The sequence below is a fragment of the Streptomyces sp. Y2F8-2 genome, assembly GCF_014905555.1.
GTDB classification, from domain to species: Bacteria; Actinomycetota; Actinomycetes; order Streptomycetales; family Streptomycetaceae; genus Streptomyces; species Streptomyces cynarae.
Window position 1 is genome coordinate 191833 of the sequence record NZ_BNGS01000013.1, and the last position, 26468, is coordinate 218300.

The following is a 26468-nucleotide window of genomic DNA, read 5'->3' on the forward strand; positions in this document are numbered from 1 at the left end:
GGAGTCAGCTTCCCTTCTCGGAGACGGTGATGGCGCCCACCGGGCAGGCGCGCGCCGCCTCCCGCACCAGTGGGTCGCCGCCGCCGTCCTCCTTGCCGGGCAGCACTTGGCTGAAGCCGTCGTCGTCCTGGGTGAAGACCGCGGGGGCGGTCAGGGCGCACTGGCCGGCGCCGATGCAGACGTCCGGGTCGATGGAGATGGAGATGTCGGTCATGGCCGCAGCCTCCTACCAGCTCACGGGGAGTTCCAGCATCCCCTGGACCGTGTCGCCCGGTTTGAAGGGGATCTCCTCCGCCGGGGCGGCGAGCCGCAGTCCGGGCAGCCTGTCGAAGAGGGTGCGCAGGGCGATCTCCAGCTCGGCCCGTGCCAGGTTCTGGCCGAGGCACTGGTGGATGCCGAACCCGAAGGCGACGTGGTGACGGGCCGGGCGGTGCCAGTCGAGGGTGTCCGGCTCGGGGAAGGCGGTGGTGTCGCGGTTGATGACGGACGTGGAGAACAGGACGCCCTCGTCGGCCCGGATCCTCGTACCCGCGATCTCGATGTCCTCGGTGGCCACCCGCACCAGCCCGTCGGCGATGGAGAGGAAACGCAGCAACTCCTCCACCGCGGCGGACATCAGACCCGGGTCGGCGCGCAGTTCGGCCAGTTGTTCAGGGTGGTGCAGCAGGGTGAAGGTGCCGAGGGAGATCATGTTGGCGGTGGTCTCGTGCCCGGCGACCAGCAGGAGCGTGGCCAGAGAGACCAACTCGTCCCGGTCCAGTGCCTCCTCCCGCAGTTGCTCCTGGATCAGCTCGTCGAGCAGCCCGTCCCCCGGTTCCTCGCGCTTGCGGTCGATCAGCTCCTCGAAGTAGGCGTTCAGCCGGTCGCGGGCGTCCTGGGTGTCGGCCACGGAGGGGCCGCGCAGCAGCCTGCGCGACTGCTCCTCGAAGAAGTCGTGGTCGGCGTACGGCACACCGAGCAGCGCGCAGATCACCATCGACGGCAGCGGCAGCGCGAAGGCGCTCACCAGTTCGGCCGGCGGGCCCGCGGCCTCCATGGCGTCCAGGAGCCGGTCGCCGATGCCCTGGATTCGGGGGCGCAGTGCCGTGGCCCGCTTGAGCGTGAAGCTCGGCACCAGCATGCGGCGCTGAGCGCGGTGCTCGGGGTCGTCGACGCCGAGCAGGGCGAGCCTGCGGTTGCGGGCGGCGGCGAAGCGTGCGGTGACGGCGGGGAACGCGGACCGGGTCCGGTCGGAGGACAGGCGCGGATCGGCGAGCAGCGCACGGGCGGTGGCGTGCCCGGTGACCACCCATACGTCGCGGCCGTCGTAGAGGGTGACCCGGGTCAGGTGCCGGGCCGAGCGGAGCGGCTCGTAGGCGGTGGGCGGGTGGTAGGGGCAGGTGCGGTCCTGGGGGAAGGCGACGGGTTCTGACACGGTCGTACCGGTTTTCGTCATGAATGACCTCGCACGGAGATTCCCTTTGCCGATCATCATTAGATGCCTCGGGCATCTACAGGGCCACTCGAAGTTCGGCCAGAAGCGCCGGCCGCCGCATATGGCCAAAGTAATTCGCTTGCCCGTGCGCCGCCGGTCGTCCAGGCTCAGCCCATGCCGATCACGGAAGCCTTGCTGTCGCCGTCCTGCGCCGCCGTTCGCGGGGTACGGGCGCGACAGCAGCGGTGCGGCCGGCCGCGGAGGCCCGTGACTCTCCTGCCGTGACCGCCGCACTCGTCGCGGGCCTGATCGCGGGCTACGGCATCGCGGTGCCCGTCGGTGCGGTCGGGACCTACCTGGTGTCCCTGACCGCCCGTACGTCCCTGCGGACCGGAGCGTGCGCCGCGCTCGGTGTCGCCACCGCCGACGGGCTCTACGCCCTGGTGGCGACCGCCGGCGGCAGCGCTCTCGCCGCGGCGCTCCAGCCGGTGCTGGTCCCGCTGCGCTGGGCGGCGGCGCTGGTGCTGGCCGTGCTCGCCGTGCACGGCGGCGTCCGCGCCGTGCTCCGGTACCGCTCGTCGGGGACCGCCGCAACGGCCGATGCGGTCCCGCCGGGTCCCGCGAGGGCGTATCTCGGCCTGCTGGGCGTCACACTGCTCAACCCGACCACCGTCGTCTACTTCGCCGCACTGGTGGTCGGCAGCCGCACCACGGAGACCGTGCGGCTCCTGGACCAGGGCGCGTTCGTGCTCGCGGCGTTCGCCGCGTCCGCGAGCTGGCAGCTGCTCCTGGCCGGCGGCGGTGCGCTGCTCGGCCGGGCACTGACCGGGCGGCGCGGCCGGCTGGTGACTGCGATGGTCTCCTGCGCAGTCGTCGCGGCACTGGCGATCCGGATGCCGGCCGGCGCGTGGTGAGGATGAATCCGTCGGCGGCCGGTGTTGAATCGTGAACCGTGTGGTCCGCGGCCCGGGGCGTGGTCGTCGGCACCACGGACGAGACAGCAGTCGTACACGACGATGGGACGGATGCCATGCCTCTTGAGGGCGAGTACGAGCCCAGCCCGGAGCAGTGGGTGCGCGAACAGGTCGAACAGTACGAGAGTTCCGGCGGCACCAAGGGTACGACGCTCCTGGACACGGGGATGCCGGTGGTCATCCTCACCACCCTCGGCGCCAAGTCCGGCAAGATCCGCAAGACTCCCGTGATGCGTGTCGAACACGACGGACGGTACGCCGTCGTGGCCTCGCTGGGCGGCGCGCCCAAGCACCCCGTCTGGTACTACAACCTGAAGCAGCATCCCACGGTGGAGCTTCAGGACGGGCCGCAGCGGCAGGAGATGACGGCCCGTGAGGTGACGGGCGAGGAGAAGGCGGTGTGGTGGGAGCGGGCGGTCGCCGCGTATCCGCCGTACGCCGACTACCAGAAGAAGACCGACCGGGTGATCCCCGTCTTCGTGCTGGAGCCGACCGGGAAGTGACCCCTCGCGTCGAGCCGCACGGGCGGCGCCCCGTGCGGCTCGTGCGTCTCAAACGCTGTGCGGGTCAACGGTCAGTCCGGCAGCGGCTGTTCGGCCCAGATCGTCTTTCCCTCGCTGGTCTGCCGGCTGCCCCAGCGCTGGGTGAGCTGGGCGACCAGAAGCAGACCGCGGCCTCCCTCGTCGTAGGCGTGCGCGCGACGCAGATGCGGTGAGGTCGAACTGCCGTCGGAGACCTCGCAGATCAGTGAGCGGTCCCTGATCAGCCTCAGCTGGATGGGGGGCCCGCCGTAGCGGATCGCATTGGTCACCAGTTCGCTGACGACGAGTTCGGTGACGAACCCGGCCTCGTCCAGCCCCCAGTCGGCGAGCCGGTCGACGGCGTACTGCCGGGCCGTGGCCACGGACGCGGGGTCCGGCGGGACGTCCCAGGTGCCCACCCGGTCGGCGCCCAGGGCCCGGGTGCGGGCCAGCAGCAGGGCCACGTCGTCGCCGGGCTCCTCGGACAGCACCGACTTCAGGACCGTGTCGCACAGCGCGTCGAGGGAGCCGCTCGGGGTCTCCAGGGCACGGCACAGTTCGGTGGTGCCGTGGTCCAGGTCGCGCTCGCGGCCCTCGCCGATCAGCCCGTCCGTGTACAGGGCGATCAGCGAGCCCTCCGGCAGGTCCAGCTCCCTCGCCTCGAAGGGCAGGCCACCGACGCCGAGCGGCGGGCCCGCTGACATGGTGACGAGCCGGGCGGTGCCGTCGGGGGCGAGGACGGCCGGCGCGGGGTGTCCCGCGGCGGCCAGGGCCAGGCGGCGGGTGACGGGGTCGTAGACCGCGTAGAGGCAGGTCGCGCCGAGTTCGCCCACCTCGTCACCGCCCTCGCCCGTGGCCAGGTGGATGACCAGGTCGTCCAGGTGGGTGAGGAGTTCGTCGGGCGGCAGGTCCACGTCCGCCAGGGTGCGCACTGCCGTGCGCAGCCGGCCCATGGTGGCCGAGGAGCGGATGCCGTGCCCGACGACGTCACCGACGACGAGGGCGACCCTGCTGCCGGACAGCGGGATCACGTCGAACCAGTCACCGCCGATCCCGGCCAGCGATCCGGACGGCAGATAACGGTGGGCCACCTCCACCGCGGCCTGTCCTGGCAGGCCGCGCGGCAGCAGGCTGTGCTGGAGGGCGAGCGCGGTCGCGCGTTCGCGGGCGAAGCGGCGGGCGTTGTCGACGCAGACGGCCGCCCGGCTCGCCAGTTCCTCGGCGAGCACGGCGTCGTCCGCGGCGTAGGGGTCGGGGTTGACGATACGCACGAGCACCGCGACGCCCAGGGTGGTGCCGCGGGCCCGGAGCGGCACCGCCACCAAGGAATGGGCGCCCCTGCGGTACGCGGCGTCGCCCACTCCTCGGGCGTTGCGCTCCTGCACCCAGCGGTCGAAGTCGGGTTCGCCGACCCGGCGCAGCACGGCGCGGCCTTCGCGCAGGGCCCGCGCGGGCGGCGAGAGGGGAGAGTAGGTGTCGCGGTCTCCCAGCCGGACGGCCGCCTCGGGCGTGCCCTCGGTGACCGACCGGTGGGCGATGCGGCGCAGGGCGACGTCTCCCTCCGCCAGGACGGGCGGTTCCTCCGTGCCGAGCACCCAGTCGAGCACATCCACACTGGCGAAGTCGGCGACCCCGGGGACGACCACCTCCAGCAGCTCCCCGGCGGTGCGCTGCACGTCCAGCGTGGTGCCGATGACGGTGGACGCCTCGTTGAGCAGGACCAGGCGCCGACGCGCCCAGTGCTGTTCGCTGTTGTCGACGGCCGACATGGCGACGGCGGTCATCTCGCCGGGTGCGCAGCACACCGGCCACATGTCGATGGTCCAGGCGTTCTCCCGGCGCTCCGACGGGGCGCGGGTGTAGCTCTCGTAGTGCACGGGGAGCCCCGTCTCGGCGACCCGGCGCAGCTGGCGGTGGAAGCGCCGGCCCGAATCGTCGTCGGCCACCGTGTCCGGCAGGTACCGCCCGGTCAACGTGTCCGCGTCGACCTGCAGGATCTCGCCGGCCCTGTCGTTGGCGCGGATGTAGCGCTGCCCCAGGTCGAAGACGGACATCGCGACCGGCGCCTGCTGGAAAGCCCTGGCCACCAGCACCGCGTCCGCCGTGGCGGGCGCGGTGGTGACCACGAACCCCTGCGGCGAGCCGTCCGCCCCCGTGACGGGGTGCACGCTCAGGCACAGCGGGACGGGGTGGCCGTCGCGGTGGCGCAGGACGACGGTGCCGGTCAGGGCGGTCAGGCCCGGTAGCGGTACGTCCTCGGCGAGCAGCTCCTGTACGGCGCGTCCAACGACCTCCTCGGCCGTGTATCCCGTCAGCCGCCGGGCACCCTCGCTCCATCCCGTCAGCGTGCCCCGGGCATCGACGATCGCCGCAGCGGCGGCTTGCTCCATGTTCTCAGAATGATCCCTGGGGTGCGTTGCCTCAACCGGGCGCCGGGCGCGGCGGCCGCGGTCGTACGGTGCACGCGCGCGGCCCGTCGGAACCTGCCTGCATGAGGCGCTCTGCGCGGGGCAACCGTCCCCTAGGCCCCGCCGTGTTCCCCCGTCGCGGCGGGGCTCTTCGGGTGCGTGCCCGGGTTCCGGGACGCCGAGCGGGTCGAGGCGTCCGTGATGTCGAGGAAGATCTGGTCGGCCTGGGGGACCTCCTGGGTGAGCGAGCGCTTGATGCGCACCGCGACGTCCTCGACCTCCTCGCTGTCCAGGCCGGGGACGAGGTCGATCCGGGCGGCGACCAGGAGCGACTCCAGGCCCAGCTGCATGGTCTGCAGCGCCTCCACGCTGTCGATCTCGGACTGCGCCTGGAGCAGCTCCCGGATCCGGCGGCTGAGGTCGGGATCGGCGGCCTGGCCGATCAGCTGGTCGCGGGCGTCACGGCCGAGCCGGAAGGCGACGTACACGAGCAGCGCGCCGATCGCCAGCGACGCGGACGCCTCCCACACGACCTGCCCGGTGACCATGTGCAGCGCCATGCCGACGATCGCGAGGACCACGCCCAGCACCGCCGTGCTGTCCTCGGCCAGGACCGTCCGCAGCGCCGGGTCCCGCAGCGCCCGCAGGGACGTGCCTTGCTGCCGGCGCACCTGGTGCAGGGCCCGCACCAGGGAGACGCCCTCCGACACCAGCGCCACCCCGAGCACCACGAGCCCGGCGACATAGCCGCTGTGCGACTCCTCCGCGCCGCTCTTCAGCGCCTCGAAGCCCTGGAAGAAGGAGAAGCAGCCGCCCATGACGAAGATGCCGACGGCCGCCAGGAGCGACCAGAAGAACCGTTCCTTGCCGTAACCGAAGGGGTGGCGCCGGTCGGCCGGGCGGCGGCTGCGGCGCAGCGCGGCCAGCAGGAAGATCTCGTTCAGGCTGTCCGCGACGGAGTGCGCCGCCTCCGACAGCAGCGCCGGCGAGCCGGCGAGGAGTCCCCCGACGGCCTTGGCCACGGCGATCAGCAGATTCGCGCCGAGCGCCACGAGCACCGTGACCCGCGTACTGCCGTCCGAGGACCCGTCGCGCCGCTCCGGCTCGCGTCGCGGCGGCCCGTCGTCCGAGGGCGCCCGTGTGACTGCCGTACTGTCCCGTTCCGTATCCGAGGATGTCCCGCTCACCTCGCCCGATTGCCCCCATCCGCGCCTCTCACACGGTGTCGGGACGCAAATCGGGGAACCCGAGCGGCGTGCGACGGACGCCGGTGCGAGGAGGGGCCGCATGACCGACGGCAACAGCGAGTACAGCAACAGCGCATACGGGAAGAAGCCGTTCAAGCGGTCCAGGAGCCACTTCGCCGACCGCATCACCGCTGATGGGCGCGACGGCTGGCCGGTGGAGGCCGGCCGCTACCGGCTGGTGGCCAGCCGGGCCTGCCCCTGGGCGAGCCGGGCCGTGATCTCGCGGCGGCTGCTCGGGCTCGAGAACGCCCTGTCGCTGGCCATCGCCGATCCCATCCAGGACGACCGAAGCTGGCGGTTCACCCTCGACCCCGACGGCCGCGATCCCGTCCTCGGCATCCGCTACCTCAGCGAGGCCTACGACGCCCGTGAGACCGGATACCCCGGCGGTGTCAGCGTGCCCGCGGTCGTGGACGTGCCGAGCGGCAGGCTGGTCACGAACGACTACCAGCAGATCACCCTGGACCTGGCCACCGAGTGGACGTCGCTGCACCGCAGCGGCGCGCCCGACCTCTACCCGGAGCGGTTGCGCGACGAGATCGACGACGTGATGAGCCTCGTGTACAAGGACGTCAACAACGGGGTGTACCGGGCGGGTTTCGCCCACCAGCAGAAGGAGTACGAGGAGGCGTGCACGGACGTGTTCCGCCGGCTGGAGTGGCTGTCGGAGCGCCTGGCCGGACAGCGCTACCTGGTCGGTGACACGATCACCGAGGCCGACATCCGGCTGTTCACGACGCTGGTCCGTTTCGACGCCGTCTACCACGGTCACTTCAAGTGCAACCGCTGGAAGCTGGCGGAGGACCCGGTGCTGTGGGCGTACGCGCGCGATCTGTTCCAGACGCCCGGCTTCGGCGACACCGTCGACTTCGACCACATCAAGCGGCACTACTACCAGGTGCACACGGGCATCAATCCCACCGGGATCGTGCCGCTCGGACCGGACCTGGCCGGCTGGCTCACGCCGCACGGCCGGGAGGACCTCGGCGGGCGTCCGTTCGGTGACGGGACGCCGCCGGGGCCGGTGCCCGCGGCCGAGCAGGTTCCGGCCGAGGGGCGGCCCTGAGGCGCCTGGGCACGTACGCACGAGGTACGGACACACAAGGAGGGAAACGTGGCCCACGACAAGAAGAAACCGAAGCTTCCGCTCGTCTACCGGCCTGTCGGGTTCGCCCTCGGCTGGGCGAGCGGGGCCCTCGCGGGGTACGCCTTCCAGGCGACATGGAAGGCGATACGCCACGAGGACGACGCCCCCGACGCGCTGGACCGGGACCGCGGCTGGGGCGAGGTGCTGCTCGCCGCGGCGCTTCAGGGCGCCCTGTTCGCAGTCGCGCGCAGCCTGGCGGACCGGACGGGGGCGAAGGCGATCGAACGGTCGACGGGCGTGTGGCCGGGCGGGGACAAGGGCGGCCGGGACTGAAGCTCCACGCCGGGCCGGGACGCACCTCGCTCCTGCGCCGGGGCCGAGGGCCGCACGCCCCGGTCCCGGGGCCGGGCGTCACACGCCCGGGTCCCGGTGTTCGGGGCCGGGGGCCGGGCATGGCTCCCGCCCCCGAACACCGGCGCCGAGCACCGCTCCCGCCACTGCCCCGCCCCCGACACCGGCACCGCTCCCCCTCTCCGACCCCCGGCGCCGGTCCTGTGCGTCGCACTCCGGGGTGCGGCCGGCCCGGTCTCACGGGCTCGCGGACGTCGTCGCCTCACCCCTGCTTCGGCGCCGTGGTCCTCGTGCGCCGCACGGTGAACGAGTGGCCGGCGGGGTCCGCGTAGCCGCGTTCTTCGAACGGGCCCGGCGCCTCCTTGGCCTCCAACGGGCGCCCGCCCAGTGAGACCACCCTGCGCTCGACCTCATCGAGGTCCTGTACCAGGAAGTCGAGGTGGACCTGATGGGAGTTCTCGGGGCGGGGCCAGCTGGGCGGGGTGGCGTTGACGTCGCGGCGGAACGCCATCCTGAACCCGTCGGCGCTGCGGATCTCCACCCGGTTCGCGGTGGCGTCGGTCTCCTCGGCGCCGAGCAGATCCTTGTAGAACGCGGCCAATTTCTCGGGCTCGGCGCAGTCCAGGACCACGACGCCCGCCAGTACCGAAGGCATGCTTCCTCCGTTGGGCTTCTGGGCGGGCGCTGTGCCCGCCCGTATACGCTCCCCGGGTATCCGCCGCCCCCGTTTTCAGTCCGTCACGCGACAGCACGAGCTGCTGCCGACTGATCGGGTACCAGCGCGAGAAGCCTCCCGGCAGAGGGCAGATGCCGGGAGGCTTCATCGGTCACAACGCGGTGCCCGTCTCCTCGGCCAACGCCTGCAGGAGGCGGTCCTGGAACGCCTCGTCATGGACCGCGTGATGCGGCTGCTGCCGCCCGCGGTGGTACCAGTACCCTCCGGTCGTCAGGGCCTCGGGTTCGTCACTCGTCACGAGCCACTCCTGCGTCCGGTGGCCGAGTTCCAGATCGTCCGGTGCACCGGGTCCGCCCATCTTGGTCGGCACCCAGCCCGGATCCACGGCGTTGCTCAGCACTCCGGGCCGCAGGCGGGCCACCGCCGCGGCGAGCGTGGTGACGAACAGCTTGCTGTCGGAGTACGAACCCGGGCTCCTGCCCTGCCAGTCGATGCCGGCGAGCGAGGGGCGCCCACCGAAGTGCGAGCTGCTGCTCAGGTACACCAGCCGACGCGGGCCCCGGAGCAGGGCCGTGAGCAGGTACGGGGCGATGATGTTGACCGGCATGACCGCCGGTCCGCTCCACACGCCGGCGTTGTGGATGACCGCGTCGAGGGGCCCCGTGTCGTTCAGTTCGGCGGCGATGCGCCGTACGGCGTCACGGTCCTTGAAATCGCCCACCACGATGTGTGCCCCGCGGTCGACGAACGAGTCGAGACCGGCGGCGCGCTCCTGGTTCCTGGCATGCACCACCACCTCGTGTCCGGCGGACAGCAGCGAATCGGCCGCGGCACGTCCCAGGCCGTCCGCGGAACCGGTCACCAAAATGCGGCTCACGATCGCACCGCCTCTCGTACGCGTGGTCTCCGGACAGGGACCGGGGCGGGGAGCGTGGGGGCCGCGCCGGCACCATGCATGACTGCTTCTCGCATGAGAGTGCCTCCTTGACGTTCGGGCCGGTCCCCGGTCGTCGGAGTACCAAGCCGCTGTGCGGACACGCTGCCGGGGGCGGATCCTGACGGCTCCTCCCCCGGTGTTCAGGCTGCGAAGACCTGCTTGGCGATCGTGATCGCCGTCATGGCCTTGGGCCATCCGGCGTAGAAGGCGAGGTGGGTGATCGCCTCGATCAGTTCGTTCTCGGTGACGCCGTTCTCCTTGGCTCGTCCGAGGTGGAAGCGGAGCTGGTCGGCGTCACCTCCGGCGACGAGGACGGCGACGGTGATCAGGCTGCGGTCGCGGGCGGCCAGCTCGGTGCGGTTCCACACGTCTTCGAACAGGACGTCGTCGGTGAGCTTGGCGAGCTGGGGAGCGAAATCACCGATCGCGCGGCGTCCGCCGCCGATCTGCTTCGGTTGGTCGGCCATGGAAGGTCCCTTCGGTTCGGTGCGGGGTCAGCGGGTGCGGGAGCGGTTGTACTGCTCGTCGGTGACCGGCTCGTTCCAGGTGGTTTCCTCGCTGCCGTCGCCCTTGCCCTCCCACATGGCGATGTGCTCCATGAAGCGGTCGGGGGTGGCGCCGTGCCAGTGCTCCTCGTTCGGGGGGCAGGTGACCGTCTCGCCGGGGTGGGCCTCGAAGACGGTGCCGTCACGGGTGCCGATCAGGGCGATACCGGAAACGACGTGCAGGGTCTGGCCCAGCACGTGGGAGTGCCAGTGGGTGCGGGCGCCCGGGGAGAAGCGGACCATGTTGGCGCGCATCCGGGACGGCTCCTTGCCCGCGTAGATCACGTCGAACCAGACGTCGCCGGTGAACCAGTCCGCGGGAGCCTTGACCGTGGCCTGCTGCTTGACGAATTCCATGATGCGCCTTTCACGTATACGGGGTTGCGGGGATGGATCAGACGGCGTCGGCGTCGGCGGCGGCGTCGGCGAGGCCGGAGCCCGGCTCAGGAGAAGCACCGATCCGGGCGAGGATTTCCCCGCCTCGGCCTCGGCGGCCGCGAGGCCGTCGACACAGGCGGCGAGTCGCACCGGAGGCTGGCTGAACAGTTCCCGACCACTGCCACCAGAAAGGAAACAGCAGCTCAGTGGGCTGGAGAAGGGTCTGCCGTTACAGGTACCGACAGGACCCCCCTCACGTGCGCCGTTCGATCTAGCCTGGAAATCGTGAGTACCGAGAGCGACATCCGGCAGTTCCTTGCCTCCCGCCGCGCCAAAATCACCCCCCAGCAGGCTGGCCTGCCCGCCTACGGCGGCAACCGGCGCGTGCCGGGCCTGCGTCGCGAAGAAGTCGCTCTCCTCGCCGGCGTCAGCATCGACTACTACGTCCGCCTGGAGCGCGGGCATCTCGGCGGAGCCTCGGAGGAAGTCCTCGACGCCGTCGCGAACGCACTCCAGCTCGATGAGGCCGAACGCTCCCATCTGCATGACTTGGCGCGCGCCGTCGCCAAGCGCCCCACCCGCCGCAGGCGTGCCCACGGACCGCTACCCGACAGCGTCCTGCGTGTCCTGCACTCCATGACCGATTCCCCGGCCTTCATCCGCAACGGCCGTCTGGACATCCTCGCCACCAACCACCTCGGCCGCGCCCTCTACTCCCCGCTCTTTCCCGACCCCACCACCCGGACGGCCAACATCGCCCGCTTCCAGTTCCTCGACGCCGCCGGACCCGACTTCTTCCCCGACTGGGAGGAGTCCGTGAACACCACCGTCTCGCTGCTGCGCACCGAGGCCGGACGCGCTCCGCACGACAGCGAGCTGACCGGCCTCATCGGCGAGCTCGTCACCCGCAGCGAGGAGTTCCGCACCGCCTGGGCCAGGCACAACGTGCGCCTGCACCACACCGGGCGCAAGTCCTTCCGTCACCCGGCCGTCGGCACCCTCACTCTCGACTTCGACGCCATGGAGCTGCCCGCCCAGCCCGGCCTGACCCTGACTGCCTACAGCGCCGCCACCGGTACGCCCGAGCACGACGCCCTGCGGCTCCTCGCTTCTTGGGCCGCTACCGAGGGGACGAGTGTCGTGGGCCAAGCCGCTCCGGCCGGCGACCAGTAGGGCCCGAACTCGCCCCGCCACCCACCGTTTTCACCGCCCGGTGTCGTGGGCGCCCGTGACCTGCGCCAGCCGCGCCGCCGCCGCGGACAGCAACAGGCCGAGCGCGACCGGATAGGAGCCGTGACGCATGTCGGCGACGAGATGGCGGGCGGTCGCCGCGATGTTCGGGTGCGTCTCGGCGGGCAGCCGGGCGTACGTGGTGCGCCACACCTCCGTCTCCGCCTCGCGGGCCGTGTGCGGAAGCGACGCGTTCGCCGCGTCGAGGGCGGCGAAGGCCAGGGCCTGGTCGACGAACGCGTGGTAGATCCGTACGGCCTCCCGGTCCGGGAACCCGGCCCCGCGCAGTACACCGAGGATCGTCTCCACCGCCTCGATCTCGTGCACCCGTCCGGTCACCCGGTAGGCGCTGAGCACGGACGCCTGCGGATGGGCGAGCGCCCCGGCGTGCATGCGCAGTCCCAGGTCCCACAGGTCGGCGCGCCACTGTCCGGTGGGGCGCCAGACGCGCAGCGTCCGGCCGATGAGTTCGTCGGCGATCGCGAGCAGCAGGTCGTCGGTGTCCCGGAAGTACCGGTACAGCGCGGTGGGGTCGGCGCCGAGGGCGCGGCCGAGACGGCGCACGGTGAGGGCGTCGGCGCCGTGTTCCTTCAGCAGCCGCATCGCCGTGTCGACGATGAGCTCCTCGGTCAGGACGACACCGGTCTTGGTGGGGCGCCTGCGCCGGCGCGCGGCGGGTGGGACCACTCGGTCGGTCATGTGCTCTCCCGACTGCTGTCCAGGGGCGGCCGACGGCCCGCAGGGGCCCGGCGACAGCCCTTCGGTCCGGGTGCGGGCACCTTATGTCAACAGCGTTGACCTGTTAAGGCCCCGAGCAGTTTCATTTCCGGTCACCGGGGCTCATTCCGGCCCCCTGGTGCGATCGGAGCCCGTCATGACACGGACCCCCTTTGGCGCGGACCCGCCCGCGCAACCCTCCCTGCGCAGGTCCCTCGGCGTTGTGGACGGCGTCGCCATCGCCGCCTCCAGCACGGCTGCCACCACCAGCATCGGCATCGGGCTCGGGGTGACGGCCGGTGTGGTCGGGCTGCATCTTCCGGCCATCATGCTGCTCGCCTTCCTGCCGATCCTGGGCATCGCGGGCGCCTACTCCCGGCTGAACCGGGTGGAGCCCAACGCCGGCAACGGCTATGTGTGGGTGGGCCGTTCGCTCACACCCTGGCTGGGGTTCCTGGTCGGCTGGGTGAACATCGTGGCCACGGTGGCGTTCCTCGCCTACACCACGGCCGTGACCGGTTCCGCGGTGCTGCAACTGGCCGGGGAGGCCGGTCTGCACCGGATCGCCGGGCTGACCCTCGACCCCGGTTCGACCGCGCAGACGACGGCGGTGGGCCTGGTGGTGCTGATCGCGGTCACCGTGACCGCCGTCACCGGCGTGCGCACCGCGGCCCGGCTGCAGACCGGGCTGCTCGTCTTCGAGTACGCGGTGCTGCTGGGCTTCTGCGGCTACGGCATCGTCACCGGCCCGCACCCGTTCCGGCTGAGCTGGTTCGACCCGTTCGCCATCCCGTCGGCGTCGGCGCTCGCACAGGGGCTCCTGCTGTCGGTGTTCTGCTACTGGGGCTTCGAGGCGGCGTTCAGCGTCAACGAGGAGGTGCGCGACGCGCGGGACGCCTCCCGCGCCGGGATCACCACGCTGCTGACCATGCTCGCCTTGTTCCTGCTCGGCTCGGCCGCCTTCCAACGGGTGCTCTCGCAGCAGGAGTTGGCGGGCCACAGCGCGCAGGGCCTGGCGTACTTCGGCGACCGGCTGGCCTCCCAGCCGCTGGCCGCGCTGCCACTGGTGGCGCTGATGTTCTCGGCGGTGGCCTCGCTGCAGGCCGGGGTGATCCCCACGGCGCGCGCCATGTTCGCGATGAGCCGGGACCGGACGCTGGGGACGGTGTGGGCGAAGGTCAGCCCGCGCTACGGGACGCCGGCCGCCGGAACGCTGCTGATCGGCGGGCTGGCCGCCGCGGTCGCCGCGCTGTCGCTGGTCATCCCCCGTCTCTCCGACATGATCATGGCGACGGTCAACGCGGTGGGCATCGTGGTCTCGCTCTCCTACGCCCTCACCGCGCTCGCGGCGGCCGCCCGCTTCCGGGGGCTGCTGCGCCAGGACTGGCGGCAGGGGATCCGGGCCGTGGTGCTGCCCGCGCTGAGCGCGCTCGCGCTGCTCGGACTCGGCGGCTACCTCGGCTGGTCCTTCTACACCTCCACCGACCACCTCGCGCTCCGCGCGGACAACGGCTGGTTCCTGCTGCTGATGCCCACGCTGATGGTCGTCTCCGGCTTCGTGGCGGCCGCCTGGGCCAAGTGGGTGCGCAGATCGCCGTACTTCCGCACGGGGCACGGCACGGACGCCGACGCGCCCCAGCTCCTCGCCACTCACAGCTGATCACCGTCCCCTCGAAGAAACGGACACCATGCAGGCCGATCTCCTCTTCACCGGCGGTCCCGTCCTCACCCCCGACGGGCCCGTCACCACCCCGGTCGCGGTCGTGGGCGACCGGATCGCCGCCGTCGGCGACACCGCTGCACGGGAACTGACCGGTCCGAGAACCGAGGTCGTCCACCTCGCCGGACGGCTGCTGCTGCCCGGCTTCCAGGACGCGCACATCCATCCGGTGCCCGCCGGCCTGGAGATGGCCCAGTGCGACCTCACCGGGACGAAGACCGCCGAGGAGACCGTCGCCGCGGTACGGGCGTACGCCGAGGCGCACCCCGACCGGGAGTGGATCACCGGCGGGGGCTGGTCCATGGAGGCCTTCGAGGGCGGTGCCCCGACCCGGGAACTGCTCGACGCGGTCGTCCCGGACCGGCCGGTGTACCTGCCCAACCGCGACCATCACGGCGCCTGGGTCAACAGCCGGGCGCTGGAGCGTGCGGGCGTCACCCGGGACACTCCGGACCCGGCCGACGGACGGATCGAGCGCGACGCGTCCGGGGAGCCCACGGGCATGCTCCAGGAAGGGGCGATGCAGTACGTCGGCCGGCTCACGCCCGCGGCCACCGCTGCCGACCGGCTCGCCGCACTGCTGCACGCCCAGCGGCATCTGCACGCGCTCGGCATCACGGCCTGGCAGGACGCGCTCGTCGGCGACTTCCTCGGCATGGACGACCCGTCCGACGCCTATCTGGCCGCCGCCCGCGAGGGTTCGCTGACCGCGCGGGTCGTCGGCGCCCTGTGGTGGGATCGCGGACGCGGCGCCGAGCAGATACCCGAACTCGTCGAGCGACGGGCGGCGTCGAGCCACGGCAGGTTCCGCGCGGGAAGCGTCAAGCTGATGCTGGACGGGGTCGCCGAGACCGGCACGGCGGCGCTCCTCGACCCGTACCTGGACGCGTGCGGCTGCGCCACCGCCAACCGCGGCACCAGCTTCGTCGCCCCGGAGCGGCTGCCGGCGTACGTCACCGAGCTGGACGCGCTGGGCTTCCAGTGTCACTTCCACGCGCTGGGCGACCGGGCCGTACGGGATGCGCTGGACGCCGTCGAGGCGGCCCGCAAGGCCAACGGGCCGAGCGACACCCGGCCGCATCTGGCGCACCTTCAGATCGTGCACCCGGACGACGTGCCCCGCTTCGCGCAGCTCGGCGCGACGGCGAACATCCAGCCGCTGTGGGCGGCGCACGAGCCGCAGATGGACGAGCTGACGATCCCGTTCCTCGGTCCGGAACGGGCCGCCCGGCAGTATCCGTTCGGCGCGCTGCTGCGGGCCGGGGCGACCCTGGCGGCGGGCAGCGACTGGCCGGTGAGCAGCCCCGATCCGATGCAGGGCGTCCATGTCGCGGTCAACCGGGTGCTTCCGGGCGGCTCGCGTCCGGTGTTCCTGCCCGAGGAGCGGATCGGACTCACGGACGCGCTGACGGCTTACACGGCGGGGTCGGCGTACGTCAACCACCTGGACGACACCGGGACCCTGCGCACGGGCGCGCTGGCGGACCTGGTGGTGCTGGACCGCGACCCGTACGCCGGGCCGCCCGAGGCGATCGGCGAAACACGGGTGGCGCTCACCTATGTCGGGGGCGCGTGCGTGTACGCGGCCCCGGACGCCTGAGGACCGGGGCTTCACGTGTCGGCGGCCGGCGGGAACGTCCGCCGTGGACGTTCCCGCCGGCCGGTGCCGCCGAGGCGCACCCGCTCGCGGCACCGGCCGGACCACGAGCGCGCTGGAGCTGCTCGTGGGCTGACGGCGCTCGCTCAGAAGGTGAGCACGGGCTTGATCGTCTTGCCCGCGCTCATGTCCCGCACCGCCTGGTCGATCTCCGCGAACGGATAGGTGCCGATCAGGCGGTCCAGCGGGAGCCGCCCCTCCTTGACCAGCTGGACGAGGGCCGGGATGAAGGTCTGGGTCTCGCTGTCCCCCAGGGTGATGCCCACGATCTGCTTGCCGGGCAGCAAGCCGTTGACGTCCAGGGCGACTTCGGTGCCGAAGGGCGGAGCGCCGACGACGACGAGGGCGCCGCGGGCGGCCAGCGCGTCGGCGCCCTGGCGCAGCACGGCCACGCTGCCGGTGGTCTCGACGACACCGTCGGCTCCCTGGCCGTCGGTCAGCAGCGCCAGCGCATCGGCGAGGTCGGCCTCGGCCGCGTTGACGGTGTGCGTGGCGCCCAACTCCTTGGCCAGGGCGAGGCGTTCGGCGACCCGGTCGACGGCGATGATCCTGGCGGCGGGGGTGAGGGCGGCCGCCATCACCGCCGACAGGCCCACCGCGCCGGCGCCGAGGACGACGAGCGTGCTGCCGGCGCGGGGCCTGAGTACGTTCCACACGGCGCCGACCCCGGTCTGCACTCCGCAGCCGAGCGGGGCGATGGAGGCGAGCGGCACCTCCGGGTCGACCTTGACCAGGCTGCGCTCGTCCACCAGGGCCCGTTCGGCGAAGGAGGACTGGCCGAAGAAGTGGCCGCCCAGGGGGGTGCCGTCGCGGCTGACGGTGCTGGTGCCGTCGGCGCGGCGACCGCCGATCAGGTTCAGCGGCAGCCAGGTGGCGCAGTACGCCGGGTGCCCGTCGCGGCAGTTGCGGCAGCCGCCGCAGGATGTGAAGGACAGCACCACATGGTCACCGGGCTCGACGCCCGTCACATTCGGCCCGACTGCCTCGACGATTCCGGCCCCCTCGTGGCCGAGGACGCCGGGCAGCGGGAACGGCAGTCCGCCGCCCGCCACGCCGAGGTCGGTGTGGCACAGGCCGGTGGCGACCATGCGGACCAGGGCCTCGCCCGGGCCCGGGTCGTCGAGTTCAACCTCGGAGAGCGTGAAGGGCGCTCCCCCGGACTCGACCACGGCGGCGCGTGTGGTGGTGGTCATGCGGTGAACTCCTTTGCGCGGGCGCTCAGTCGAGCGAGACGAGGACGGACTTGACCTTGGTGTAGGCGGCGAGGGCCTCGGGCCCGTACTCGCGGCCGAAGCCGGAGTCCTTGACGCCGCCGAAGGGGAGTGCGGGGTCGAGCATGGCCCAGTCGTTGATCCAGACGATGCCGGCCTGCAGCCGCCCGGCGACGCGGTGGGCGCGGGCCAGGTTGGTGGTCTGCACGCCCGAAGCCAGGCCGTACGGCGTGGAGTTGGCGAGTGTCACCGCCTCGTCCTCGGAGTCGAAGGGCTGCACGGTGAGGACGGGCCCGAAGATCTCCTCCTGGACGACCCGGGAGTCGTTGGACAGGCCGGTGATCACGGTGGGCTTGTAGTAGTAGCCGCCGCCCAGGTCGAGCCGTTCACCGCCGACGACGACCCTGGCACCCTCCTTGCGGGCCAGTTCGACGTACTCCTCGACCTTCTTCAGGTGCTTCTCCCCCGCCATCGGCCCGACGACGGTGCCCGGATCGCGCGGGTCGCCGACGGGCACCCCGGCGACCGCCTCCGCGAGGATGCCGACCACGGTGTCGTGCACCGGCCGCGCCACCAGCAGCCGGGGTCCGGCCATGCAGAACTGGCCGGTGTTGAAGACGAAGCCCTTGATGATCGCGCCGACCGCCTTCTCGAGGTCGGCGTCCTCGAAGACGACGTGCGCGGCGTTGCCGCCCAGCTCCATCATCACGGTCTTGAGCCCTTCGCCCGCCACGCTCGCCACGTGCCGGCCGACCGCGGTGGAACCGGTGAAGGCGACCTTGTCGACGCCGGGGTTGCGCAGCAGCGCCTCGCCCGCCACCGGGCCCGTGCCGGTGACGACGTTGACCACGCCGTCGGGGACACCGGCCTTGGCCAGCAGGCGTGCCATGTACAGGGCGCTGAGCGGGGTCTCCTCGGCGGGCTTGTGCACCACGGTGTTGCCGGCCGCGAGGGCGGGGGCGAGCTTGGAACCGGAGAGGATCAGCGGGAAGTTGAAGGGAGTGATGGCCGCCACCACGCCGAGCGGCTCGCGCCGGGTGTAGGCGAAGGCGCCCAGGGGGGTGTCGCGGGTCGCGCCGTCCTGGCTCTGTGCGAGGGAGGCGTAGTACTCGTAGTCGTTGGCCGCGTTCGTGACGTCCACGGCGCCGCACAGCGAGATCGGCTTGCCGACGTCCAGGCTCTCCAGGGCGGCGATCTCTTCGGCGTTGGCGCGGATCAGCTCCGCGACGCGGTGCAGCACGCGTCCGCGCTCACGGCCGCTCATCCGGGGCCACGGCCCGGAGTCGAAGGCCTCCCGGGCCGCGCGTACGGCGGCGTCGACGTCGGAGGCGGCCGCCTCGGCGACGGTCGTGATCACCTGGCCGGTGGACGGGTCGATGACATCCATGCGGGCGCCGTCCGCGGCCTCGCGCCACTGGCCGCCGATGAACAGCTGCCCGGGATCGATGTCGAAGGTGGTGGTCATGGCCCACTCCCCAGCGTTGTGATCGCCAAAAGTTCAACAAACAGGAATCCTGTTGGTCCGCAGTCTGATTACAGACAGGTTTCCTGTCAATGGTCTAGGGTGCACGCATGGTCGGTACACAGACACGCCCGTCGTTGCTCTATATGGTCAAGCAGGTGGAACTCGTGGTGCGCTCGCACCTGGACGAGCTGGTCAAGCCCGAGGGGATCACGGCCCTGCAGTACACGGCCCTCACCGTCCTGGAGCGCCACGACGGGTTGTCGGCGGCCCAGCTGGCCCGGGACTCGTTCGTCACCGCACAGTCCATGGCCGACCTCGTACGGTCACTGGAGAGCCGCGGCCTGGTGCGGCGGGAGCGCAACCCGCGCAACCGCCGTGAACTGCTGATCCTGCTGACCGACGCCGGGCGTGAGCTGTTGGCGAGGGTCGCCCGTCCGGTGCGGGAGCTGGAGGAGCGGATGGTCCGCGACCTCACGCCGCACCAGGCCGATCAGCTCCGTCAGGCGCTGTCGAAGGCCTGGCACGCGTTGTCGTAGGTCTGCCGCGGCCGAACGAGGATCTCCGTCGCGACCTGCACCGGCGACTCGCCCTCAATTCGAAGACATATGTCAATCGAACATGCTCAAATTCACCCTGTCGAGGGTAAGTTGCAGGCTGGTGCGAGGAGTTGGCGGGGAGGCGATGTCGACGTGGGGCAGGATCCTGCACCGCTCACCCGTCATCTGCGCATCCACCGGGAGCGCGGTCACACGGTGCTGGAGTTCCGCGGCGAGATCGACATCCTCGCCGCGGTGGAGATCATCCCGTTCCTGGACTCCGCGACGATCCGGCGCGCCCCGCGCGTCATCATCGACCTGCGTCCGGTGGAGTTCTTCGACTGCTCCGGGCTGCGCCTGCTGTACCGGGCCCGGCGCCGGGTGCTCGCGCAGGGCGGCACACTGCATCTGGTGTGCACCCATCCGCTGACCCTGCGCATCCTGCGCCTGACCGGGCTGGCGGCCGTGCTGCCGCCCGCGGCGTCGCTCGAGGAGGTCCTGGGCGAGTCGGAGTCCGCCGGATCCTGGTAGCCCGTTCGGTACGCGGCGGAGACGGAGAGCGGCGGGACCTGTCCGATCCGGTCAGGTCTCGCCGCCCTTCCCTGCGGCACGAACGCGTGTCAGAAGGACCTGCGTGCGTTCCGGCGCAGCACCACCAGACCCGCGATCACCAGGACCGCTCCGGCCGCGGCCGGCCACAGGTGCGCACCGGTCTCCGCCAGCCCTCCACCCGAGACCGACTGAGGCGCGGTCCCCGGCGCGGTCGAGGGGGCGGCGGCCGGGGCCGTGGGGGAGACGGCGGACGGGGCCGTGGAGGAGACGGCGGACGGAGCGGCGGAGGTCGCCTCCCCGATGGCGGGCGAGGTCTCGGCAGGACGCGTGGCCGCGCCGGTGTGGTGCCCTTCGGAGGCGCTGCGCGGCTCGGCGACCGCGCCGCCGCCGGCCGCCGACGAGGACGCGAGGACCTCGGGCGTGGCACCGCCGCCTGCGCCACCCGCACCTGCGGTCGGCGCCATGGTGACCGGCGCGGCCGTGGAGGGCTGCGCGGACTGCGGGCCGGGGGTGCCGGAGCCGTTTCCGTCGCCGCCACCGGGTGTGGCGGCCGGGGTGGATCCCGTCCCGCCGCCGGGCGAGGTGGTCGAGCCGGAACCGGCGTCGCCGCCGCCGGACGGGGCGTCGGCGGACGGTGACGGCGTGTTCTGCGGCTGGTCGCCGGCGTCGCCACCGCACTGCTTGCCCGTGTTGACGCAGTCGACCACCTGGCTCATCAGCTCGTCGGTCATGACGTTGATGAAGTCGTCGTGGTCGGTGATCGGCTTGTGCAGCTGCTCGGGGAAGCCGTCCACCGCGTAGGCGTTCCTCACCAGGCCGTTCTCGACGACCGGTTGCGGCACGTCGTACACCAGACGCATCGTCAGCTGCGGGATCGCCTTGAAGCCGTTCGGGCAGGTGCCGCTCGCGTCGGCGAAGGCCACATGTGTGCGGTGGTTGGCGCTGTCGATGTTCTGGCCGTCCCAGCAGCTCTGGAACGCGAACGACCGCACCACCTCGCTGCCCTGCGGGCAGATCGGGTACTTGTCCGTCAGCTGCACCTTGTCCTCGAAGCCGGTGCAGCTCCAGTGCGCGTTGGCGTTCTTGGGGCCGTTGGTGAATGCCTTGGCGTCACCGGTGATGATCCGCAGGAACCGCGGCATGGGCGCGACCTTGCTCGTCGGGCTGCCGGTGAACCTGATCTCGGCCTGCCGGGCCACCAGGATCCGGCCGACGTTGCCTTCCTTGCCGCCGCCGTCGGCGTTCTGGTCGAAGTCCTGCGTGCCGTCCTGGACACGGAGCACCGGCCAGTAGTACGAGGACTTGTCCTGCTGGTTTTGGCAGCTGGTCTGCGCCGCTGCGAAGGTGTCGTTGGTGGCGAAGGCGTCGTTCGACTGGTTGCCGACATAGTCGTGCAGGTGGTGCGCGCCGTTCTTGACGCCGGGCGCCACGATCACGTTGTCGGTGTTGTGGTTCTTGTTCTCGTTGACGCCGCACCTGGTCTCGAAGGAACCGGTGGAGCCGCCGGCCTGCAGGCCGGGCTTGACGACGTTCGGCTGCACGGTCCGGATGTCCACGAAGTCGGAGGCGACGGGCCCGCTCGTACCCGCCTGACCGCCGTTGCCCTGCTGCCCGCCGTTGTTCTGACCGTCGCCGCTCTGCTGTCCGCCGCTGTTCTGGGCGTCGCCCCCGTTGTTCTGCTGTCCGCCGTCGCCGCTCCGGCCACCGGCTGAGGGCTGCGCCCGATCGGCCGGTATCCCCGTGCACGCTGCCATGCCGTCGATCGCGCCGGGGGCGGTGCCGCCCGCCCGTCGGTAGTCGGTCTTGATCCGGTCGATCACCGCGGCGCGCCGGTCCTTGAGCGGGCCGAGGATGGAGTTCTGGACGTAGTCCGTGTCGTCCGCCTGGGCCTGGCGCGTGGACGCCAGCCGGTCGTAGGCCTCGGTGATCTGCTGGTCCAGTGTCGCCAGTTCCGTGTCGACCTGCGGCTTCACCGCGCCCGGCACGTCGGTCAGCTTCTGGCCGACGTCCGGGCAGTCGATGGTGACGGTCCCGGCCGCCAGGACCCGGTCGCCGCCGCCCTGTTCCGAGCCGCCCCAGCCGCCCTCGGTCGCCGAGGCGTAGACGTTCGCCGCTACCAGCCCCCCTCCGCCCAATATCAGCGCGACCGCTGCAAAGGTCGCGCGCCGTGCGCCCGTCGGACGTCTACGCGAATTGCGTCTCAAGGCAGTGCTCCTACACATCTTGGCCGGCTCGGCATGGTAAGCCCCCCTCCCTGTACGTGGCGAAACCCAGCTGTGTTCAACCGCACCGGAAATTCACAGCGACCTCATGGCCGCGCCGTTTGCTTCCCCAGCCGCGCAACGTCGCGTTCGACCAAGGCATCTGGCGGGCAACCGCTTGTCAGAAGGGAGGACTGTCGAGATGACGACGTCCACGAAGCAGGCACCCTCATCGGTGACCGCGAGGCGGCGGATGCCCGGCTGGGGCAAGGCCGTCGTCGCGCTCGTCGCCCTGCTCGCGGTGTTCTTCGCCGGGCTGCGGCTGAGCGTGTTCCCGGGGCTGCGTGACCTGTTCGGCACGGACACGCACGACCGGTCCGGACCCGCACTGCTGAAGTCCATCCAGGACATGAGCCGTTACCAGGCCGCCTCAGGCAACTTCCAGGTGGTCGTGGACCTGGAGAAGGACTCCAGGTTCCTGCCGTCGGCGATCCGCGGCACCCGCACCCTGTACGTCGGCGCGGGCACCGTCGACGCCTACGTCGACCTCGGCAAGGTCCACGAGCAGGACGTCGAGGTCAACGGCGACCGCACGTCCGCCACCATCCGGCTCCCCCACGCCGCCCTGGGCAAACCCGCGCTCGACCCCGACCGCTCCTACGCCGTCTCCAAACAGCGCGGCCTGCTCGACCGCATCGGCGACTTCTTCTCGGACAACCCGGGCAGTGAGCAGGCCGTGCAGAAACTGGCCGTCCAGCACATCGCCGAGGCCGCGAAGGAGAGCGAACTGACCGGCCGCGCCGAGACGAACACCACCAGCATGCTCGACGGGCTGCTGAAGTCCCTCGGCTTCAAGGAGGTGAAGGTGTCCTACGGCACCTGAGCCGCCGCCCTCCGCTCAGGGCTCTCAGCCGGTCAGGACAGCCGGCAGGGCGAGCACCCCCAGCAGGGCCGCACCCGCCAGGACCCACGCCACGTAGTCCCCGATGTGCCCGGACTGCAGCCGACGCAGTGGCAGCGTCCACGCCCGGAGGGCGAGCAGTCCGGGGCGGGCGACGGCGAGTGCGGCCAGGGCGAGGGCGAGGACCGTGGAGGCGAGCCCCAGCAGTACGCCGGCCGCGGTCCAGTGGACCGAGACGGCCGCACCGCCCGAGCCGGACTCGTTCACGGAGCGCGCCACGGTCTGCGCGAAACCCGGGACGACGCCCACCGCGAGCGAGGCGGCGAGCAGCACGGCGGGCACGGCCGTCATGGTGTCCGGGATGCGGCGCAGCCGGTGCCGGGTCTCGGGTTCCTCTCCGGTGCCGGCGGTCTCGTACGCCGAATCGACCTGCGGCTGAGGTCCGAGCCCGAAGAAGACGCGCGCGGCGACCCGCAGGACCGCGCCGCCCGTGACCGCGGACACGGCGACGTAGAGCACGGTCAGCGGCCCGCCCGCCTCCTCGAGGACCGCCTTGCCGAGGGAGGTGCCGAACGGGGGCAGTCCGGCGAGCGCGAGTCCGCCGAGCACGAACATCACCGCGACGCCGCGCAGCGGACGGCCGCTGCCGTGCAGCGCCGCCTCGTCGACACAGCCGAACCGGTCGAGCAGAAGGCCGGTGCAGGCGAACAGCGCGGCCTTGGCCCCGGCGTGTCCCAGGATGTACAGGGCCACCCCGTCGTCCGCCTCGGGTACGAGCGTGCCGACACCGACGAGGAACAGCCCCATGTGGGCGATGGTCGAGCAGGCGAGGAGCCGTTTGATGTGGCGTTGCTGCCAGCACATGACGGCGCCGACGACGCCGGTCAGGATGCCCAGGACGACCAGGGCCCGTTCCAGGTCGGCCGCCGGAATTCCGCCGGGCCCCGAGAAGACGGTGGTGTAGACGCGCCACACCCCGTACAGGCCGAGTTCGACCATGACACCGGACAGCAGCATGCACACCGGGGTGGGTGCGACGGCGTGCGCGTCGGGCAGCCAGAAGTGGAACGGTGCCGCGGCGGACTTGACCAGCAGCCCGGTCAGGACGAGGACGAAGGCGGCGAGGGTCAGCGCATCGGGTCCGCCGTGGGCGTCGAGTCCGCGTCCCAGCTTGGTCATGGCGAGTTGGCCGGTGCGCGCGTACAGCAGTCCGATGCCCATGAGCATGGCGTACGCGCCGAGGGAGTTGATGACGCCGAAGGTCAGCCCGCCCTGGACGGCCTTGGCCTCCTCGACCCGGAAGCCGGTCAGGGCGTAGGCCGCGGCGCCCATCAACTCGAAGAACACGAACGCGTTGAACAGGTCGCCGGTGATCGCGAAGCCGCACATGCCGCCCTGGAACAGCAGCAACAGGGCGGGGTAGGAACCGGCGTGCCCACGGGGCGGCTCCTCGAAGTAGCGCCAGGAGTACACGAGGGCCCCCAGCGTCAGCACGGAGGCGAGAGCGGCCATCCCGAGCCCGGGGCCGTCCCCGACGAGGACGATGCCGACGCTCTCGCCGCCCACGGGCGTCCAGGCACCGACCCATTCGGTCAGCGGCGGCGAGGAGTTGAGGAGCAGCCAGAGGGCGAGGGCGGCGGTGCCGCCCGAGAGGACGCACCCGGCGCTCTCGGCGACGACGCGGGGCAGCAGGCGTCCGCAGGCGACCAGCGCTCCGGCACCGAGCAACGGGACGGCGACCAGCAGCGGCAACAGGTGGTTCATCAACCGCGCAGCTCCCGCAGTTCGTCGGGGTCGACGGTGCCGTGGCGCTTGGCGACCTGCATGACGAGGGCGAGCAGCAGGGCGGTGACGGTGGCGCCGACGACGATGTCGGTGAGGGTGAGCGCCTGTACGACCGGGTCCACGACGGGCCGTGAACCGGGCTTGAGGTCGGAGAAGACAGGCGCGGTGCCGCCGTCGCGGTAGCCGACGGCGAGCAGCAGGACGTAGGTGGCGGACTGGCAGACCGCGAGGCAGCCGACCGCGTGGATCAGGTTGCGGCTGGTCGCGAGGCCGTAGCAGCCGGTCAGAAAGATCCAGACGGCCACGAGGTACGGCAGTACGCTCATCGGTTCCCGTCCTCCTCCTCGATTTCGACGGCCTGGTCCAGGAAGCGTGCGAGCAGGACGACGATCGCGCAGGTCACCTCCATGCCGATGGCGGCATTCAGCACTGGCACGATTCCGCCGGACGACAGTGTGTTGAACGTGCCGTACGGCAGAAGGGTGTTGGCGAGGAACGCCGTGCCGGCGAGGACGCCCGCGAGCCCCGTCACGAGATAGCCGGAGGCGGAGAGCGCGTCGCCGATCTCGTACACGTCGATCGGCCGGATGCGTTCCAGGGCGCGGTAGTCGGCGCCGAGGTAGAGCAGGTGCAGGCCGGTCGCGGCGACGACTCCGCCCTGGAAGCCGCCGCCGGGACTGAGCTGGCCGTGCGCGATGACGTACAGGCCGGTGAGGACGGCGACCGGCAGCACGATCAGCGCGTAGCGGCGGACGGGTGGCGCGACCGTCTCCGGTTCCGGCGCGGCGCGCTTCTCGTCGCGGGTCTGGCGGAGCAGCACGACCGTGCCGAGGACGGACGCGAACAGGATGCTCATCTCGCCGAGCGTGTCGAAGGCGCGCAGGTCGAAGTTGACGGAGGCGATGGTGTTGGCGGTCTGCCGGGACAGGGAGGCGTGGACGGCCCGGTCTCCGTAGGGGTGCCGGGAGCCGCCGAAGGAGGGCAGACCGAGGCAGGCGGCGACGAGGAGGGCCGCGAGGCAGGCGCCGCCGAGAGCCAGCACGACCACCCGGACGCGCGGCGTCATCGCTCCTCCCCCTTTCCGCCCCCGGGTTTCCTCCTGACCTTGCGCACCGAGAGCATGATCAGCAGCGGGGTGACCGCGGACCCCACCGCGAGCTGCGACAGGCCCACGTCGGGGGCCTGCACCACCGTGAACAGCACGGCCAGACACAGGCCGAGCAGGGCGAGGACGAGGGCCTGGCGGGCGGGGTCGCGGGTGGCGACGGCCGCGGTCGCCGAGGCGGCGACGAGCAGCAGGGCGACGACGATCAGCGGGTCATCCACGGTGGCTCCCGAATCCGCCCGCGAGCGCCCGGGAGGCGATGAGGTTGCCGCTGATCAGCAGTGCCCCGACGACCAGCAGCTTGACCATCGCCCGCCCGGGTCCGGTGACGGCGCACAGCACCAGCACCACCACGGCCCCGTATCCGGCGACGGCGAGGGTGATGCCCCAGGCCTGCGGCGGGTCCTCGGCCAGTTCGTCGGCGAGCAGCCGGGCGAAGACGAGGGTGCCGACCGGCCCCAACAGGGCCAGCAGGAGCGCGAGGTCGACGTACGAGGTGCGCCCGAACCCCTGGGACAGCAGCAGCAGTCCGGGGCACGCGACCGCGCTGGACAGGTTCTGGGCGACGACCCGGCGGCGCAGCGGCCCGGTCGAGACACCCCACACCGTGGCGCCGACGCCCGCGCCGAGCGCGATCGTGGCCGTGAGCGTCCAGCCGTTCACCGGGCGCCCACCGCCCGTCGTGCGGCGCGTGCCGCGACGGCGCCCACGAGTGCGGCCGACGCGCCGACGGCCCACTCCAGGGTGTCGACGGAGCTGATGAGAACGATCCAGAGCACGGTGAGGCCGCCCCACCAGAGGACGATCTCGAGGGCGGCCCGGAATGTCGTACGCGCGTTCATGCACCGCC

Annotated in this window: 28 protein-coding genes; 10 read left to right on the forward strand and 18 right to left on the reverse strand. The window is 71.9% G+C overall.

Annotated elements, in window-relative coordinates; all coding sequences use genetic code 11:
* Positions 1-4: 4 nt before the first annotated feature.
* Complete coding sequence (locus SY2F82_RS34675; RefSeq protein ID WP_103845377.1) at positions 5-205, reverse strand: ferredoxin; 201 nt, start codon at positions 203-205, stop codon at positions 5-7.
* A gap of 21 nt (positions 206-226) precedes the next feature.
* Complete coding sequence (locus SY2F82_RS34680) at positions 227-1435, reverse strand: cytochrome P450 (protein ID WP_200423040.1); 1209 nt, start codon at positions 1433-1435, stop codon at positions 227-229.
* Between the two features lie 260 nt (positions 1436-1695).
* On the opposite strand from SY2F82_RS34680, the gene SY2F82_RS34685 reads away from it, so the two are divergent.
* The gene (locus tag SY2F82_RS34685) at positions 1696-2328 is read left to right on the forward strand and encodes a LysE family transporter (RefSeq protein WP_200423041.1); all 633 of its coding nucleotides are present in this window, start codon (positions 1696-1698) and stop codon (positions 2326-2328) included.
* A 116-nt stretch (positions 2329-2444) separates the two neighbouring features.
* Positions 2445-2891, forward strand: coding sequence for a nitroreductase family deazaflavin-dependent oxidoreductase (locus tag SY2F82_RS34690; RefSeq protein WP_200423042.1), 447 nt, complete (start codon positions 2445-2447; stop codon positions 2889-2891).
* A 71-nt stretch (positions 2892-2962) separates the two neighbouring features.
* Here SY2F82_RS34690 and SY2F82_RS34695 read toward each other — a convergent pair whose 3' ends face one another.
* Both SY2F82_RS34695 and SY2F82_RS34700 read right to left on the reverse strand, forming a co-directional pair.
* Positions 2963-5299, reverse strand: a complete 2337-nt coding sequence (locus SY2F82_RS34695; RefSeq protein WP_200423043.1) for a SpoIIE family protein phosphatase — start codon at positions 5297-5299, stop codon at positions 2963-2965.
* 131 nt (positions 5300-5430) lie between these two features.
* On the reverse strand, positions 5431-6375 hold the full coding sequence (locus tag SY2F82_RS34700; protein ID WP_200423044.1) for a cation diffusion facilitator family transporter: 945 nt from the start codon (positions 6373-6375) through the stop codon (positions 5431-5433).
* Positions 6376-6604: 229 nt separating this feature from the next.
* On the opposite strand from SY2F82_RS34700, the gene SY2F82_RS34705 reads away from it, so the two are divergent.
* Both SY2F82_RS34705 and SY2F82_RS34710 read left to right on the forward strand, forming a co-directional pair.
* A complete protein-coding gene (locus tag SY2F82_RS34705) occupies positions 6605-7630 on the forward strand; it encodes a glutathione S-transferase family protein (RefSeq protein ID WP_200423045.1) in 1026 nt (341 codons plus the stop codon).
* 48 nt (positions 7631-7678) lie between these two features.
* A complete protein-coding gene (locus SY2F82_RS34710) occupies positions 7679-7984 on the forward strand; it encodes a DUF4235 domain-containing protein (protein ID WP_200423046.1) in 306 nt (101 codons plus the stop codon).
* Between the two features lie 280 nt (positions 7985-8264).
* Here the strand turns inward: SY2F82_RS34710 and SY2F82_RS34715 are convergent, their stop codons facing one another.
* From SY2F82_RS34715 to SY2F82_RS34730, 4 genes are all read right to left on the reverse strand, one after another.
* A complete protein-coding gene (locus tag SY2F82_RS34715) occupies positions 8265-8657 on the reverse strand; it encodes a VOC family protein (RefSeq protein WP_200423047.1) in 393 nt (130 codons plus the stop codon).
* Positions 8658-8829: 172 nt separating this feature from the next.
* A complete protein-coding gene (locus tag SY2F82_RS34720; protein ID WP_200423048.1) occupies positions 8830-9555 on the reverse strand; it encodes an SDR family NAD(P)-dependent oxidoreductase in 726 nt (241 codons plus the stop codon).
* 200 nt (positions 9556-9755) lie between these two features.
* On the reverse strand, positions 9756-10082 hold the full coding sequence (locus SY2F82_RS34725; protein WP_200423049.1) for a carboxymuconolactone decarboxylase family protein: 327 nt from the start codon (positions 10080-10082) through the stop codon (positions 9756-9758).
* 27 nt (positions 10083-10109) lie between these two features.
* Entirely contained in the window at positions 10110-10517 is a 408-nt protein-coding gene (locus SY2F82_RS34730) for a cupin domain-containing protein (RefSeq protein WP_200423050.1), read from the reverse strand.
* A gap of 306 nt (positions 10518-10823) precedes the next feature.
* Here SY2F82_RS34730 and SY2F82_RS34735 point away from each other — a divergent pair, with 306 nt between their 5' ends.
* Complete coding sequence (locus SY2F82_RS34735; RefSeq protein ID WP_200423051.1) at positions 10824-11711, forward strand: helix-turn-helix transcriptional regulator; 888 nt, start codon at positions 10824-10826, stop codon at positions 11709-11711.
* Positions 11712-11741: 30 nt separating this feature from the next.
* On the opposite strand, the gene SY2F82_RS34740 is transcribed toward SY2F82_RS34735, so the two are convergent.
* The gene (locus tag SY2F82_RS34740; RefSeq protein ID WP_200423052.1) at positions 11742-12467 is read right to left on the reverse strand and encodes a TetR/AcrR family transcriptional regulator; all 726 of its coding nucleotides are present in this window, start codon (positions 12465-12467) and stop codon (positions 11742-11744) included.
* A 175-nt stretch (positions 12468-12642) separates the two neighbouring features.
* Here SY2F82_RS34740 and SY2F82_RS34745 point away from each other — a divergent pair, with 175 nt between their 5' ends.
* Positions 12643-14145 (forward strand): APC family permease, encoded by a 1503-nt coding sequence (locus tag SY2F82_RS34745; protein ID WP_200423053.1) that lies wholly within the window; start codon positions 12643-12645, stop codon positions 14143-14145.
* A 28-nt stretch (positions 14146-14173) separates the two neighbouring features.
* The gene (locus SY2F82_RS34750) at positions 14174-15805 is read left to right on the forward strand and encodes an amidohydrolase (protein WP_200423054.1); all 1632 of its coding nucleotides are present in this window, start codon (positions 14174-14176) and stop codon (positions 15803-15805) included.
* A gap of 143 nt (positions 15806-15948) precedes the next feature.
* Here SY2F82_RS34750 and SY2F82_RS34755 read toward each other — a convergent pair whose 3' ends face one another.
* Together SY2F82_RS34755 and SY2F82_RS34760 are read right to left on the reverse strand one after the other, a co-directional pair.
* Complete coding sequence (locus tag SY2F82_RS34755; protein WP_200423055.1) at positions 15949-17055, reverse strand: NAD(P)-dependent alcohol dehydrogenase; 1107 nt, start codon at positions 17053-17055, stop codon at positions 15949-15951.
* A gap of 25 nt (positions 17056-17080) precedes the next feature.
* On the reverse strand, positions 17081-18538 hold the full coding sequence (locus tag SY2F82_RS34760; RefSeq protein ID WP_200423056.1) for an aldehyde dehydrogenase: 1458 nt from the start codon (positions 18536-18538) through the stop codon (positions 17081-17083).
* A gap of 107 nt (positions 18539-18645) precedes the next feature.
* On the opposite strand from SY2F82_RS34760, the gene SY2F82_RS34765 reads away from it, so the two are divergent.
* Positions 18646-19074: a MarR family winged helix-turn-helix transcriptional regulator gene (locus SY2F82_RS34765; protein WP_200423057.1), complete on the forward strand. Its 429-nt coding sequence runs from the start codon at positions 18646-18648 to the stop codon at positions 19072-19074.
* A 153-nt stretch (positions 19075-19227) separates the two neighbouring features.
* Positions 19228-19605, forward strand: coding sequence for an anti-sigma factor antagonist (locus SY2F82_RS34770; RefSeq protein WP_236041969.1), 378 nt, complete (start codon positions 19228-19230; stop codon positions 19603-19605).
* A gap of 89 nt (positions 19606-19694) precedes the next feature.
* Here SY2F82_RS34770 and SY2F82_RS34775 read toward each other — a convergent pair whose 3' ends face one another.
* On the reverse strand, positions 19695-21848 hold the full coding sequence (locus SY2F82_RS34775) for a DUF1996 domain-containing protein (RefSeq protein WP_200423059.1): 2154 nt from the start codon (positions 21846-21848) through the stop codon (positions 19695-19697).
* A 181-nt stretch (positions 21849-22029) separates the two neighbouring features.
* Between SY2F82_RS34775 and SY2F82_RS34780 the strand changes: the two genes are divergently transcribed.
* Positions 22030-22710: a DUF4230 domain-containing protein gene (locus SY2F82_RS34780; RefSeq protein ID WP_200423060.1), complete on the forward strand. Its 681-nt coding sequence runs from the start codon at positions 22030-22032 to the stop codon at positions 22708-22710.
* Between the two features lie 24 nt (positions 22711-22734).
* Here SY2F82_RS34780 and SY2F82_RS34785 read toward each other — a convergent pair whose 3' ends face one another.
* The 6 genes from SY2F82_RS34785 to SY2F82_RS34810 are packed head-to-tail and all read right to left on the reverse strand — an operon-like array spanning position 22735 to position 26460.
* On the reverse strand, positions 22735-24492 hold the full coding sequence (locus SY2F82_RS34785; RefSeq protein WP_200423061.1) for a complex I subunit 5 family protein: 1758 nt from the start codon (positions 24490-24492) through the stop codon (positions 22735-22737).
* Positions 24492-24839, reverse strand: coding sequence for a sodium:proton antiporter (locus tag SY2F82_RS34790; protein ID WP_200423062.1), 348 nt, complete (start codon positions 24837-24839; stop codon positions 24492-24494). Before SY2F82_RS34790 ends, SY2F82_RS34785 begins: the two co-directional genes overlap by 1 nt.
* Positions 24836-25579 carry an MnhB domain-containing protein gene (locus tag SY2F82_RS34795; RefSeq protein WP_200423063.1) on the reverse strand — a complete coding sequence of 248 codons (744 nt, stop codon included), beginning with the start codon at positions 25577-25579 and terminating at the stop codon, positions 24836-24838. The genes SY2F82_RS34790 and SY2F82_RS34795 overlap by 4 nt, the downstream gene beginning before the upstream one ends.
* The gene (locus SY2F82_RS34800) at positions 25576-25839 is read right to left on the reverse strand and encodes a hydrogenase subunit MbhD domain-containing protein (protein ID WP_200423064.1); all 264 of its coding nucleotides are present in this window, start codon (positions 25837-25839) and stop codon (positions 25576-25578) included. Before SY2F82_RS34800 ends, SY2F82_RS34795 begins: the two co-directional genes overlap by 4 nt.
* Complete coding sequence (locus SY2F82_RS34805) at positions 25832-26281, reverse strand: MrpF/PhaF family protein (protein ID WP_200423065.1); 450 nt, start codon at positions 26279-26281, stop codon at positions 25832-25834. The genes SY2F82_RS34800 and SY2F82_RS34805 overlap by 8 nt, the downstream gene beginning before the upstream one ends.
* Positions 26278-26460 carry a hypothetical protein gene (locus SY2F82_RS34810; protein WP_200423066.1) on the reverse strand — a complete coding sequence of 61 codons (183 nt, stop codon included), beginning with the start codon at positions 26458-26460 and terminating at the stop codon, positions 26278-26280. Before SY2F82_RS34810 ends, SY2F82_RS34805 begins: the two co-directional genes overlap by 4 nt.
* Positions 26461-26468: the final 8 nt, after the last annotated feature.